This is a genomic window from Geminocystis sp. NIES-3708 (assembly GCF_001548095.1).
Taxonomy (GTDB): Bacteria; Cyanobacteriota; Cyanobacteriia; order Cyanobacteriales; family Cyanobacteriaceae; genus Geminocystis.
Map to the genome: position 1 here is coordinate 3,255,132 of NZ_AP014815.1, position 13,204 is coordinate 3,268,335.

The window sequence follows — 13,204 nt, forward strand, 5'->3', positions numbered from 1 at the left end:
GTTAAAAATGAACAACAAAAATTAACGAGGAGAAACGGTAATTTCCGAATCTTTAACTGTTAATTGACCTGATGTAAACTCTTGTAATGCTTGTAAGGGCCACAAGAATCCAAATAACATTTTGCTGAAGGCTAAAGGAACATCAATAATGATTTCACGCATTTCGGTATCTTTTTCTTCTCTGATGGCGATAAGATAAGAACGACCTACCCAGCCAATCCAACCAGCGATATAAAGAAATAACACCCCAGGAATAATGAAATCACCCGCATGACTCAATCTACCATCTACTACTAAATGAGGATAACCTTCAGGGCCACAAAGTGCTTGTCCATAACTTGCAGCACGTTTTTGACCAGATTGAGGATCATCCGTAGTATTACGGAAGCTCTTAGCTTTAGCTTGAAAAGCAGCAGATTCACTACAAGGTGTTAAGTGAGATAAGTCTGCTTGTGCAGTAGGAGCAAAATTTGCCCACAATGTCAATGAAAGAGCGAATGCTAATACTAAACTGAATATTTTTCCCATAGAAATTGTTTCCTTATTTCTGTCGAAACAATAAGTTTTTGTTACAAAAAATGAAGCTAAAAAATGGCTTCAAATGCAATCTTACTGTGATTAGTAAATGGAGTAAAGTAATAAGAAGAAAATTTATTATTCTTAACAAATTACTTAAATAATGAGTGTTATTTTAGCAGTAGAAAGCAGTTGTGATGAAACTAGCGTCGCAATTGTAAAAAATCGTAATATTTTATCGAATGTAATTGCGTCACAAATTAAGTTACATGAACAATATGGTGGTGTCGTACCTGAATTAGCTTCTCGTAAGCATTTAGAAATAGTTAATCCTTGTATTGATAAAGCATTAGAAGAATCTCAACTTTCATGGAATGATATTGATGCGATCGCCGCCACCGTGACACCCGGATTAGTCGGATCATTAATTGTCGGAATGACGGCCGCAAAAACTCTCGCTATGGTGCATCATAAGCCATTTTTAGGTATTCATCATCTAGAAGGTCATATATATGCTAGTTATCTTAATGAGCCTGATTTAGAACCACCTTTTCTTTGTCTATTAGTATCTGGTGGACATACTAGCTTGATTCATGTCAAAGCCAGTGGAATATATGAAAATATTGGTTCAACTCGTGATGATGCGGCGGGAGAAGCTTTTGATAAAGTAGCTCGGTTATTAGGTTTACCTTATCCCGGAGGTCCTATAATTGATAAACTAGCAAAACAAGGTAATCCAGAGGCGTTTAAATTGCCTGAAGGGAGAGTATCTTTACCTCATAATCAAGGTTTTCATCCTTATGATTCTAGTTTTAGCGGTTTAAAAACTGCGATGTTAAGATTAATAACAAAATTGAAAGAGGAAAAAAGAGGTAATTTACCTATTGAGGATTTATGTGCTAGTTTTCAATTTACCGTAGCAAAAGCTTTGACAAAAAGAGCTATTTGTGCTTGTTTAGACTTAAATTTAACTAAAATTGCCGTTGGTGGTGGTGTAGCCGCTAATAGTGGTTTAAGACAACATTTACAACAGGAAGCAGATAAACATAAATTACAAGTATTTTTTCCGCCTCTCAAACTTTGCACAGATAATGCCGCTATGATTGCTTGTGCTGCTTGTGATCATTTTAACCATAATTTACGATCCTCTTTATCATTAGGAGTGGCTTCGAGGATGAATATTGAAAACGTAAGCAAACTTTATCAATAAAATTTATTTGGAGTAACTATCTGGCACTAAGGTATCAGTATCAATCAGCAAAAATAAAGATTTAAGACTGCTGACATACTCATTTTACTCACTTAAAAATAAATTTGATAAATAATGTTTAAGTCAATTAGTTTCATCTTTATCGACAAATTCATATCGAATTCATCTGAACTAAGGTTAATTTTCATAACTTTCTAATTTATTCAACAAACTCTACTTACTTACAAAAAAACCCCCCCACCCAAAAGGCAGAGGGGTTAATTTTTAATTACTAAAACTTGAGTCGTTTTTAACCAAACTTCCCAGCAGTAGAAGCAATTAAGAAGGCTGCGTAGGTAAGGATATAACCAACAGTGAAGTGAGCTAAACCAACCAAACGAGCTTGAACGATCGAAAGAGCAACGGGTTTATCTTTCCAGCGAACAATGTTAGCTAGAGGAGTACGCTCGTGAGCCCAAACAATAGTTTCAATTAATTCTTGCCAGTATCCACGCCAAGAAATTAAGAACATGAAACCAGTTGCCCAAACAAGGTGTCCGAATAAGAACATCCAAGCCCAGACGGAGAGGTTATTTACACCGTAAGGATTATAACCATTAATTAACTGAGCAGAGTTTGCCCATAAGTAATCTCTGAACCAACCCATTAGATAGGTAGAGTTTTCATTAAACTGAGCAACGTTACCTTGCCAGATACCGAGGTGTTTCCAATGCCAGTAGAAGGTTAACCAACCTAAAGTATTGAGCATCCAGAACATCGCTAAGTAGAAGGAATCCCATGCAGAGATGTCACAAGTACCACCACGACCAGGACCATCACAAGGGAAGGAGAAACCAAAGTCTTTTTTGTCGGGCATTAATTTAGAACCACGAGCATCTAAAGCACCCTTAACGAGAATTAAGGTAGTGGTGTGTAATCCTAATGCAATTGCATGGTGAACTAAGAAATCACCAGGTCCAATCGTGAGGAATAAGGAGTTAGCTCCGCTATTAATTGCGTCTAACCAACCGGGCAACCAAACATTGGCATAGTTAGGATAAGCAGTAGCCGCAACACTATCAGGATTAGATAACAAAGTATCAAAACCGTAGAGAGCTTTACCGTGAGCCGCTTGAATCCATTGAGCAAACACAGGTTCAATTAATATTTGTTTCTCAGGAGTACCAAAAGCAACCACAACATCATTATGAACATAAAGTCCTAAAGTGTGGAAACCTAAGAAAAGAGATACCCAACTTAAGTGAGAAATAATCGCCTCTTTGTGCTCTAACATCCGAGCTAAAACGTTATCTTTGTTGGCTTCAGGATCATAATCACGCACGAAGAAAATAGCACCGTGAGCAAAAGCACCTACCATCAAGAAACCAGCAATGTATTGGTGATGAGTGTAAAGAGCCGCTTGGGTAGTATAATCCTTTGCGATGAAAGCGTAAGAAGGCATCGAGTACATATGTTGAGCCACCAAAGAAGTAACAACTCCTAAACAAGCTAGGGCTAAACCTAACTGGAAGTGTAAAGAGTTATTAATGGTGTCATAAAGTCCTCTGTGTCCCGCTCCCAATTTACCAGAAGGTGGTTTGTGGGCAGCTAAGATGTCCTTAATACTGTGACCAATACCCCAGTTAGTGCGGTACATATGACCAGCAATAATGAAGATGACAGCAATAGCTAAATGGTGATGAGCAATGTCAGTCAACCAAAGGGATTCGGTTTGAGGATGGAAACCACCTAAAAAGGTTAAGATTGCAGTTCCTGCACCATCAGAAGTACCGAAGACTTGACTAGCTGTATCAGGGTTTTGAGCATAAACGCCCCAGTTACCAGTAAAGAAAGGAGCTAGTCCTGCGGGGTGAGGTTTAACACTTAAGAAGTTATCCCAACCAACGTGTACACCACGAGATTCAGGAATAGCAACGTGTACTAAGTGACCAGCCCATGCTAAAGAACTAACACCGAATAAACCAGCTAAATGGTGATTTAAACGAGATTCAGCATTCTTAAACCAAGAAAGGCTAGGACGGAACTTAGGTTGTAAGTGTAACCAACCAGCAAACAAGAATATAGCAGACAGAATTAAAAGAAAAACTGCACCTTGATATAAATCTTGATTGTTGGTCATCCCAATGGTATAAAACCAATGGTAAACACCTGAATAAGCAACGTTTACAGGACTAGAAGCACCAGCTTGGGTAAAAGCATCAATAGCGCCTTGACCGAAATGAGGATCCCAGATCGCATGGGCGATGGGACGGACGTTTAAAGGATCTTTGATCCACTGCTCAAAATTGCCTTGCCAAGCTACGTGAAATACAGTTCCGGAAGTCCATAAGAAAATGATTGCCAAATGACCGAAATGAGAAGCAAAAATCTTTTGGTAGAGATTCTCTTCGGTCATACCGTCATGAGTTTCAAAGTCATGAGCGGTAGCAATTCCGTACCATATCCGTCTTGTAGTTGGATCTTGGGCTAAATCTTGGCTAAATTTGGGAAATTTAGTTGCCATAGCTTTTTAAAGGAATTCTCCTGTTACACAATGAGGGTCAACGATTGAAATACGCTGCTCTATTTTGTTTTTTGCTCTTGCCCAGATAGTTTAATATTCAAAATTCTCTAGGCAAGTTTTTTTAAAGTTGTTTTTTAAGTAGTTAATAGTTAAGTTTTTAGATAAACTATTGACTTTTATCTATTAACTCTTCGCTGTTAAAACGGCTTTACTGGTTATTTTATAACTTATTTTGCCGAGTTTACTCTCACTTGTTAGTGAAAGTTTACATTCTTAACCTACCGATAGAATACGACAGAGGAAGAATGCCCATGTAGTCACAATACCTCCTAAGAGATAGTGAGCTACACCTACCGCACGACCTTGAATAATGCTCAAAGCACGGGGTTGGATAGCGGGAGCTAATTTGAGTTTATTATGAGCCCAAACAATGGATTCAATTAACTCTTGCCAGTAGCCACGTCCGCTGAAAAGGAACATTAAGCTAAAAGCGAAGATGAAGTGACCTGCTAAGAACATGATGCCATAGGCAGATAAAGCTGAACCGTAAGAGTTAATTACATTAGCCGCTTGTGCCCATAAGAAATCTCTTAACCAGCCGTTGATAGTAATAGCACTTTGAGCGAAATTACCACCAGTGATGTGAGAAACACTACCATCAGGTAAAACAGTTCCCCAAACATCAGATTGCATTTTCCAACTGAAGTGGAATATTACCACAGAGATGGAGTTGTACATCCAGAATAATCCTAAGAAGACATGATCCCATCCAGATACTTGACAAGTGCCACCACGACCAGGTCCATCACAAGGGAAACGGAAGCCTAACTCAGCTTTATCAGGGATAAGTCTGGAGCTACGAGCATAGAGTACACCTTTAAGGAGGATTAAAACGGTAACGTGAATGGTAAACGCATGGATATGGTGAACCATGAAATCTGCAGTACCTAATGTAATAGGCATCATTGCTACCTTGCCACCTACAGCTACAATGTCACCACCGAAAGCATAACTAGCAGTTGCACCAGCAAAAGGAGCAGTTGCACCAGCCGCCGCAGTGTGAAGACCTTGTATCCATTGAGCAAAGACAGGTTGTAACTGAATTGCAGAATCAGAAAATAAATCTTGAGGACGACCTAAAGCTCTCATGGTGTCATTGTGAATGTACAAACCAAAGCTATGGAAGCCTAACCATATACATACCCAGTTGAGGTGAGAAATAATCGCATCACGATGACGGAGTACTCTGTCTAACAAGTTATTAACGTTCTTAGCAGGATCATAGTCACGAACCATGAAAATAGAAGCGTGAGCACCTGCACCTACGATAAAGAATGCACCGATCCACATGTGGTGAGTAAACAGTGATAACTGAGTACCATAGTCGGTGGCGAGGTAGGGATAAGGAGGCATAGCGTACATATGTTGAGCAACAATGATAGTCAAAGAACCTAATAAAGCGAGGTTAATGGCTAATTGTGCGTGCCATGATGTGGTTAAGATTTCATAGAGTCCTTTATGACCTTCACCAGTGAATGGTCCTTTGTGGCCTTCTAATATTTCTTTCATGCTATGACCGATTCCCCAGTTGGTGCGGTACATATGACCTGCAATGATGAATAATACAGCGATCGCCAAGTGATGGTGAGCAGTATCAGACAACCAAAGACCACCAGTAACAGGATTTAAACCACCTTTAAAGGTTAAGAAGTCAGAATAAACTCCCCAATTTAAGGTAAAAAATGGTGTTAAACCTTGAGCAAAGCTGGGATATAATTCAGCCATTTTGCTAGGATCGAGAATAAATTCATGAGGTAAAGGAATATCCTGTGGAGCAACACCGGCATCTAACAATTTGTTAATTGGTAAAGATACGTGAATTTGGTGTCCAGCCCATCCTAATGAACCTAATCCCAATAAACCAGCTAAGTGGTGATTCATCATTGATTCTACATTCTGAAACCATTCCAACTTAGGAGCGGCTTTATGGTAATGAAACCAACCAGCAAAGAGCATTAAACCAGCCATAACTAAACCACCAATAGCGGTTACATAAAGCTGATACTCATTGGTGATACCAGAGGCTCTCCATAATTGGAATAAACCAGATGTGATTTGAATACCGTGAAAACCACCGCCTACATCGGCGTTGAGAATGTCTTGACCTACAACAGACCAGACTTGTTGAGCACTAGGCTTAACGTTAAGGGGATCTGCTAACCAGGCGGAGTAGTTGGAAAACTTAGCTCCGTGGAAGTACATTCCACTTAACCAAACGAATACTACTGCTAAATGACCGAAGTGAGCGCTGAAGATTTTACGAGAAATATCTTCTAAATCACTGGTTTGACTATCGAAATCGTGGGCATCGGCGTGAAGGTTCCAAATCCATGTTGTGGTTTTAGGACCTCTAGCTAAAGTGCGATCAAAATGTCCGGGTTTACCCCATTTTTCAAAGGAGGTAGGAACTGGATCTTTATCTACAATAACTTTAGCTTTCGCCTCTTTTTGAGGGCTTACTGTCATGAGGTACTCCTCTCTCGACAAAATACTTAAACTACTACATTAACCAAGATGATAATGGTATTTTGTCACGGTTGTGGGAATTGCTTAACAATATTTAAAATTTGCTTAATATTCCCTCATACAAGATTTTTAATTTTAATATTTTCTCATTTAAGTCAAGATTTTGTTACTTTTCTTTATATAAAAATTCAAATTTTTACTCTATAGATTAAATAGAGAAAACTGAATATTAGTAAATGTTGTGTTCTCATAAGTTTTTGTTTAAAATAGTCAGATTAAGTAAGGTTGAATGTATTTTTCGCCTTTATTAATAAAAAACTCTGTAAATAAATCTAAATAATTATCTCGAAGAATTTGAAAACATTTATTCATTCTTTCTTTTCCATGGACTAAGAATTGAGCAGTGGAAAGGGCATAAAATTCTTCGTCTTTTCCTAAAATATTATTTTTAAAAGCATCTATATATAAACCCCTACTTTCATCCATCAAGTCTGCTAATATACCAGTGTATTTAATAACATCTCCATTATTTAATCTAATTTCTTTATTTTTAATGGAAGACATAGATAGCTTCATACATTTTTGAGTTTGCTCTAAGGATAAACAATCTTTATCTTGTCTTCGATAAGCCCATTGAGTACGACCATTAGTTACTTCCAAGGCTCTAATTAAGGCTAATTTATCTAAATCGTCGGAGGGAATGTTTTGCCAAAGGGGAAGATAATTCTCAATTTTAGTTTTAAAACCCTCAAAATTGTTATCAAAATAGGGTTTGAGCTCTTTTATCTCTGCTAGTTTTTGCCAATTTATATTCATAGAATTAACAAATATGGATGATTGAAAAAAGATTTTTATTTCAAAATCAGATAAAACAAGATAACTTTCTTATCTTCTCCATCTTACTCTTTTAACAAAAAAGATATATTTAACAAGTATATAAATTAACCTGAGTTTGACATAAAAAAATGATGAAAATAAGACAAGTAGACAAGTGGACAGGTTGAAAAATTCCCAATATTTGATTTATTTTTGAGAGAATTTTATTCATTTATAAAAAATACAATCTCTTTGTCTGTCTGTCTTCCCAGTCAGTCATTATCTATTTCTATATCGAACTCACGTATTAACTATTAACGATTACCCACTTTATTGATTTCCATTTATTAATCCTCGTCTATTTTTATTATTCATAGAAGATTCCATAAATTGGCTCAAATGTTTAATATGTTCATTCTCACATAAAGGCTCTAATTCTTTTAATGCTCGACTAATTGTTAATCCTGATTTATAGAGAATTTTATAGGCTTTTTTCATAATAGCTATTTGTTCACTGTCAAAATTATTTCGTTTTAAAGCGACAAGGTTAAGCGATCGCACATGGGAAGGATTGCCTTCTACTAACATATAAGGTGGTACATCTCGATCTATACGACTCATTCCACCTAACATAGCCATTTTACCGACTTTAACAAATTGATGAATACCTAGCATACCCCCAATAACAGCTTTGGACTCTACCTCCACGTGACCCGCTAAAGCTACGGAATTAGCAATAACGATGCGATCGCCTAAAACACAATTATGAGCAACATGAACGTAAGCCATGAGCAAATTATCATTACCAACGATGGTTTCTTCTCCTTCTTCTGTCGCACGATTGATGGTTACATATTCTCGAATAGTATTACCATTACCAATTTTTACTCTACTTTTACCGCCTTTATATTTTAGATCTTGAGGTGGTAAACCTAAAGCAGCACCGGGAAAAATTTGATTATTACAGCCGATTTCGATAGAACCATCAATAACTACATTTGCCCCGATAATAGTATTAGCACCAATTTTAACGTCAGCACCAATCACAACATTAGGAGCGATTTCCACAGATGGATCTAATTCAGCTTTGGGATTTATAATGGCAGTAGGATGTATCACGATTCGTAAAAAAAATAACTGTATATTTAAGGTATTAAAAATTAATCTAAAAGAGAAAATAACATTTCAGCTTCCACGGCTAATTGATCATCTACAAATCCTTGACCTTGCATTTTAGCAATACGATTACGTTTAAAGGAAATTAATTCTACTGTCATAATTAATTGATCACCTGGTACTACAGGACGACGAAAACGAGCTTTATCTACACCAGCATAGGCAAAAAATTTCCCTTTCATACCAGGTAACAAGGTTAAAATAACTCCCCCAACTTGTGCCATCGCTTCCAATTCTAAAACACCCGGCATAATTGGTTTACCCGGAATATGCCCCTGAAAAAAAGGTTCATTGATAGTAAGATTTTTTATACCCGTGACTTTTTTACCAGGAATATAATCAATTATGCGATCGACTAAAGCAAAAGGATAACGATGAGGCAACAACTCTTGAATTTCTGTAACGGAGAAAGTTGTTTTTGTATCTTGCCCTAAATCTTGTTCTTTTTCTACGATTTGTTCCATGGATAAAAGCTAGATCGATAATATTAACTCAGTAAGCCTTAATTAGAATATCACAAACCATGAAAAAGAAAAGAGTTTTATGGCTTTTATCTATAATTTTTTTGACAAAATCTAATTTACAGATAGCTATCTTAGATTATGTTTACGGATTTATTTCAATGCCAGAAAATTTATCGGATCTTGATCTCGTCGATGACGTATGGTTAAAGGTTCAGGTTGTAAATCATTTTGTAAATTAGCAATATATTCTAAAGCACTACGTAATCTTTTTGCGGCATAAACTGACATATCACGAGGTACACTAATTCTATCTCGTAAATATCGTAAACCAATGGCAGAATTAGGAGGAAGAGAGCAAACTTCTCCCGTCATCATATAAGTTAAAGCACAACGCAAAGCTTGATCAAATAATTGGTTATCCACAGGATTAACTTTAATAATATTTTGACGATGTTTTAAAACTCGATATAAAGCTTCTTGACGAGAATTTTCAGGCTCAAGATAAGTAACATCTGGTAAACTAAACCAATCTCCTTCATCTACAAGTTTTTGATTTATTTTAGTTTTGTCTGTCCTATTAGCGTAACAACCACCCATTTGTGGAGGTAAATCATGGGCATGAGTATGAAAATCACTTTGTGTACCTCTATAAGTTGACCGAGTTTCCATAGCATCAAACCACCTAGAAAAATAAGGATTTTCTTCCCGCAAAGAGTATCCCTTATAGTAATAAAGACTAGCATTCATTCGTTCAACATAAGGAGTAAAAATAACATCAGCGACACTGAAATCATCTAAAAAATAAGGGCTATCGGTTATTAGTAAAGCTGATTCTACCTCTTTGACAACTTCGATAAATTGCTTACGATTATTTTCTTCCTGAATGGAAAACATTGTGGGATAACAAAGCCAACTACACCATGCTCGAAATAATAATCTTTCTAATTTTCTTAAGGGGATAATTTTTGGATGTTGCATTCCTAATCCTAAAACTCCGAAAGTATTTTCTAAGGCTGATAAAATATCATCACTTTCAGTAATAATTTGTCCATCTAATTCTAAAGCGGGTAACATTCCCGATGGTACTTTTTGTTTATACCAACTTTCCTTGTTTCCATAACAAAACATGGTTACTTTTTTAACACGGTAAGGAATTTGTTTTTCTTCTAACCATGACCATACTTTTTGACAATAAGGACACCAAGCATGATGATCTCTATAGAAGGTAACTCTGATGTTTTTTTCTGGTTGGTTGAATAGCCGAAGAAGTGCTTGAGAATTTGTTAATCCATTGACGTTATCGATGTCACAATTCGTTAGTTTTTCTAATTCTTGCCAAGAAAGAAGAGTATTGCTCATAAAAGAAAAATAATAATTTTGAATGATATTTAAAATATATTTAAAATAGACAAAGGCATTTTATCGACGACGAGGAATTTCATAACGAAAGAAATCATAAGCCAAAACTGTTTGAGGAAAAATTGATTGTGCTTCTTTCAGCAAATCACTCATTTGTAAAGAATTTCCCGGAGCATAACGAGGGCTAAAATGAGTCATTATTAGTTGTTTAACCTGTGCCGCTAAAGCTACTTGTGCAGCCATCGTCGTGGTTGAGTGCATTTTTTCAAAAGCCATTTCTGCATCTTGATGAGCGAAGGTTGCCTCATGAATTAATACGTCAGCATCTTGTGCTAATTCGATGGCATTTTCACAAAAAACAGTATCTGTACAATAAACAAATTTCCTCCCGATTTCTGTTGCTCCACAAAATTGGGAACCTATAAATGTGCGTCCATCCTCAAGGGTAACAGTTTCACCAGCTTTTAGTTTCCCATAAACAGGACCAAAAGGAATTCCTACTTTTTTCGCCTTTTCTACGTTAAACTTACCTGCTTTATCTTTCTCGGTAATGCGATAACCAAAGGCAGTGACACGATGTTTGAGTAATTCAGTGGTAACGATAAAATCTTGATCTTCATACACGACACCCGGTTCGATAGTATTAATATTGACACCATAAGGGAAATAAGTATAAGAATATTTCATACAAGCTTTTAAATAAGGCTCAATACCCGGAGGTCCATATACTTCAACATTTTCTGCATGCGCACCTAATCCACAACTAGCCAATAATCCCATTAAACCAAAGGTATGATCCCCGTGCATATGGGTTACAAAAATTTTTTTCAGTTGAGAAGTTTTTAAATCACTACGTAATAGTTGATGTTGAGTGCCTTCTCCGCAATCAAATAACCAAATTTCTCCTCGCTGAGTCAGCCGCAACGCAACACTAGAAACATTTCTGGATCTAGTTGGTACGCCTGAACTTGTGCCTAAAAAAGTTACTTCCACTTCCAATAATTATTATAGATTCAAAAATAATCGACTAGGATTTTATATTTAATTTTAACTCTTTTAATTACATTAAAGAAATTATTTCCTTTTTATTTAAATTATATTAAATAATATCTGATAATAATTCATCGTTAAATAATAACTTTATTCCGATAAAAAATTCTCTTCAATAATTTGATTAAAGATTTCGATATTTTGACTATTATTATTAATAATTGAATAAAGGTATTTTATTTTATGATTATACTTAGAAGTTAAATTATAATTGAAAATGCCTTTAAATAATAAAGCCGACTTAATTTTTTGATTGTTATCTTTAACTTTTACATCTTTAATATTTATCATTAAGGGAAAATCTGGAAAAGAATACATTAATGTAACTTGAGCTTTAACAGGTTTTATCCCTAAAATATCCCATTTTTTACTTTGTAATAAAGTCTCATTAATAAATTTTTTCCCATTTGTTTTATCTCCCGGTAAAGAAATTAAGCGTCTTAAATTAATTTGTATTCTTTGCCAATTATATTGATAAAATTTTTTGACAAAATTGTTAACTATTTTTGTTAAATTAAACGCATTATTACTGATTTTTCCGATAACAGAAATATTACCAACGTTAATAATAATAATAATACCTGACTTAAAACAAAACTGTAATGATTGAGATTTATTTAACACAGGTTTACTCAACTGCCAATGGGAAGGAATAACCTCCATCTCTTGTAATTGATTAATACTGAAATTATGAGGGTTGATATGAGGAGAAAATAAAGTAATCATCATATCTTGATAATCATAAATTTTAATCGGTTTTTGAGACTCAAAGTTCTTCGGTAAAAATATGTTCATCTTTCATTAAGTATTGTAAAGTAGAGTGAGAAATAAAATTTATTTAATTGTAGAGAATTTATTTATGACACTCACCGTTGGCACTAAAGCACCAGCATTCACCACTAAAGATGATCAAGGTAATACAGTTTCTTTATCAGATTTTGCAGGTAAAATAGTAGTTTTATATTTCTACCCTAAAGATGATACTCCGGGTTGCACCATCGAAGCTCAAGGTTTTCGTGATAATTATGAAGAATATAAAGGTAAAGATATTGTAGTTTTAGGGGTTAGTAACGATGATGAAGCATCCCATACAAGATTTAAAGAAAAATATGGTTTACCTTTTAGTCTATTAGCTGACACTAATAGAAGTATTTCTCAAAGTTATGATGTTGATGGTGGTGGCTATCCTAAACGAGTTACTTATATTATTAATGGTGAAGGTATTATTACCCATGTTGATGATAAGGTAAAAACTGCCACTCATGCTCAAGATATTCTAGCTACCCTTGTTTAAATTTATCTACATTTCCCCATTTTGATAATGGAAAAGTCTTCTTCTTCTATGGAGAAGATTTTTTATGACTCTAAACTTATTGCATATTTTTTGTATTAAAGATTGAGTTAATATATAATTTTCAAAGATAGTCAACAATATTGCTTAAAATTTTCTTAAATAACAAAATCATACTAATAAAAAAATACAATGAAGAAAAGAGCAGTTAATATCTTTTTTTACTACTTACCTTACCAGAGTATAAATATAATGATACCCACTAGGGGCATTGAAAAAGAGAATCATTATCA

11 protein-coding genes are annotated in these 13,204 nt (G+C 35.3%); 2 read left to right on the forward strand and 9 right to left on the reverse strand.

Annotated features, from left to right (window positions below):
- Nucleotides 1-21 precede the first annotated feature (21 nt).
- Nucleotides 22-528 carry a Photosystem I reaction center subunit III gene (locus GM3708_RS14390; RefSeq protein ID WP_066348388.1) on the reverse strand — a complete coding sequence of 169 codons (507 nt, stop codon included), beginning with the start codon at nucleotides 526-528 and terminating at the stop codon, nucleotides 22-24.
- 151 nt (nucleotides 529-679) lie between these two features.
- On the opposite strand from GM3708_RS14390, the gene tsaD reads away from it, so the two are divergent.
- Complete coding sequence (tsaD, locus tag GM3708_RS14395; protein ID WP_066348390.1) at nucleotides 680-1,726, forward strand: tRNA (adenosine(37)-N6)-threonylcarbamoyltransferase complex transferase subunit TsaD; 1,047 nt, start codon at nucleotides 680-682, stop codon at nucleotides 1,724-1,726.
- A gap of 289 nt (nucleotides 1,727-2,015) precedes the next feature.
- Here tsaD and psaB read toward each other — a convergent pair whose 3' ends face one another.
- The 8 genes from psaB to GM3708_RS14435 all read right to left on the reverse strand — a co-directional run bounded on the left by psaB (nucleotide 2,016) and on the right by GM3708_RS14435 (nucleotide 12,415).
- Nucleotides 2,016-4,229, reverse strand: coding sequence for a photosystem I core protein PsaB (gene psaB / locus GM3708_RS14400; RefSeq protein ID WP_066348392.1), 2,214 nt, complete (start codon nucleotides 4,227-4,229; stop codon nucleotides 2,016-2,018).
- Nucleotides 4,230-4,502: 273 nt separating this feature from the next.
- A complete protein-coding gene (gene psaA / locus GM3708_RS14405) occupies nucleotides 4,503-6,755 on the reverse strand; it encodes a photosystem I core protein PsaA (protein WP_066348395.1) in 2,253 nt (750 codons plus the stop codon).
- Nucleotides 6,756-7,025: 270 nt separating this feature from the next.
- Entirely contained in the window at nucleotides 7,026-7,571 is a 546-nt protein-coding gene (locus GM3708_RS14410) for a hypothetical protein (RefSeq protein ID WP_066348398.1), read from the reverse strand.
- Nucleotides 7,572-7,901: 330 nt separating this feature from the next.
- Entirely contained in the window at nucleotides 7,902-8,690 is a 789-nt protein-coding gene (lpxA, locus tag GM3708_RS14415) for an acyl-ACP--UDP-N-acetylglucosamine O-acyltransferase (protein ID WP_066348401.1), read from the reverse strand.
- A 41-nt stretch (nucleotides 8,691-8,731) separates the two neighbouring features.
- The gene (gene fabZ / locus GM3708_RS14420; protein WP_066348404.1) at nucleotides 8,732-9,211 is read right to left on the reverse strand and encodes a 3-hydroxyacyl-ACP dehydratase FabZ; all 480 of its coding nucleotides are present in this window, start codon (nucleotides 9,209-9,211) and stop codon (nucleotides 8,732-8,734) included.
- Nucleotides 9,212-9,361: 150 nt separating this feature from the next.
- Entirely contained in the window at nucleotides 9,362-10,570 is a 1,209-nt protein-coding gene (locus GM3708_RS14425) for a glutathione S-transferase family protein (RefSeq protein WP_066348406.1), read from the reverse strand.
- 60 nt (nucleotides 10,571-10,630) lie between these two features.
- A complete protein-coding gene (locus tag GM3708_RS14430) occupies nucleotides 10,631-11,563 on the reverse strand; it encodes a ribonuclease Z (protein WP_066348409.1) in 933 nt (310 codons plus the stop codon).
- Nucleotides 11,564-11,710: 147 nt separating this feature from the next.
- Entirely contained in the window at nucleotides 11,711-12,415 is a 705-nt protein-coding gene (locus GM3708_RS14435) for a hypothetical protein (RefSeq protein WP_066348412.1), read from the reverse strand.
- Nucleotides 12,416-12,479: 64 nt separating this feature from the next.
- On the opposite strand from GM3708_RS14435, the gene GM3708_RS14440 reads away from it, so the two are divergent.
- On the forward strand, nucleotides 12,480-12,914 hold the full coding sequence (locus tag GM3708_RS14440) for a peroxiredoxin (protein WP_066349499.1): 435 nt from the start codon (nucleotides 12,480-12,482) through the stop codon (nucleotides 12,912-12,914).
- The last annotated feature ends 290 nt before the right edge of the window (nucleotides 12,915-13,204 follow it).

Excerpts from the sequence above, each read along its gene's own strand:
- GM3708_RS14390 (WP_066348388.1), bottom strand. The coding sequence starts at position 528 with ATGGGAAAAATATTCAGTTTAGTATTAGCATTCGCTCTTTCATTGACA.
- tsaD (WP_066348390.1), top strand. The coding sequence starts at position 680 with ATGAGTGTTATTTTAGCAGTAGAAAGCAGTTGTGATGAAACTAGCGTC.
- psaB (WP_066348392.1), bottom strand. The coding sequence starts at position 4,229 with ATGGCAACTAAATTTCCCAAATTTAGCCAAGATTTAGCCCAAGATCCA.
- psaA (WP_066348395.1), bottom strand. The coding sequence starts at position 6,755 with ATGACAGTAAGCCCTCAAAAAGAGGCGAAAGCTAAAGTTATTGTAGAT.
- GM3708_RS14410 (WP_066348398.1), bottom strand. The coding sequence starts at position 7,571 with ATGAATATAAATTGGCAAAAACTAGCAGAGATAAAAGAGCTCAAACCC.
- fabZ (WP_066348404.1), bottom strand. The coding sequence starts at position 9,211 with ATGGAACAAATCGTAGAAAAAGAACAAGATTTAGGGCAAGATACAAAA.
- GM3708_RS14425 (WP_066348406.1), bottom strand. The coding sequence starts at position 10,570 with ATGAGCAATACTCTTCTTTCTTGGCAAGAATTAGAAAAACTAACGAAT.
- GM3708_RS14435 (WP_066348412.1), bottom strand. The coding sequence starts at position 12,415 with ATGAACATATTTTTACCGAAGAACTTTGAGTCTCAAAAACCGATTAAA.
- GM3708_RS14440 (WP_066349499.1), top strand. The coding sequence starts at position 12,480 with ATGACACTCACCGTTGGCACTAAAGCACCAGCATTCACCACTAAAGAT.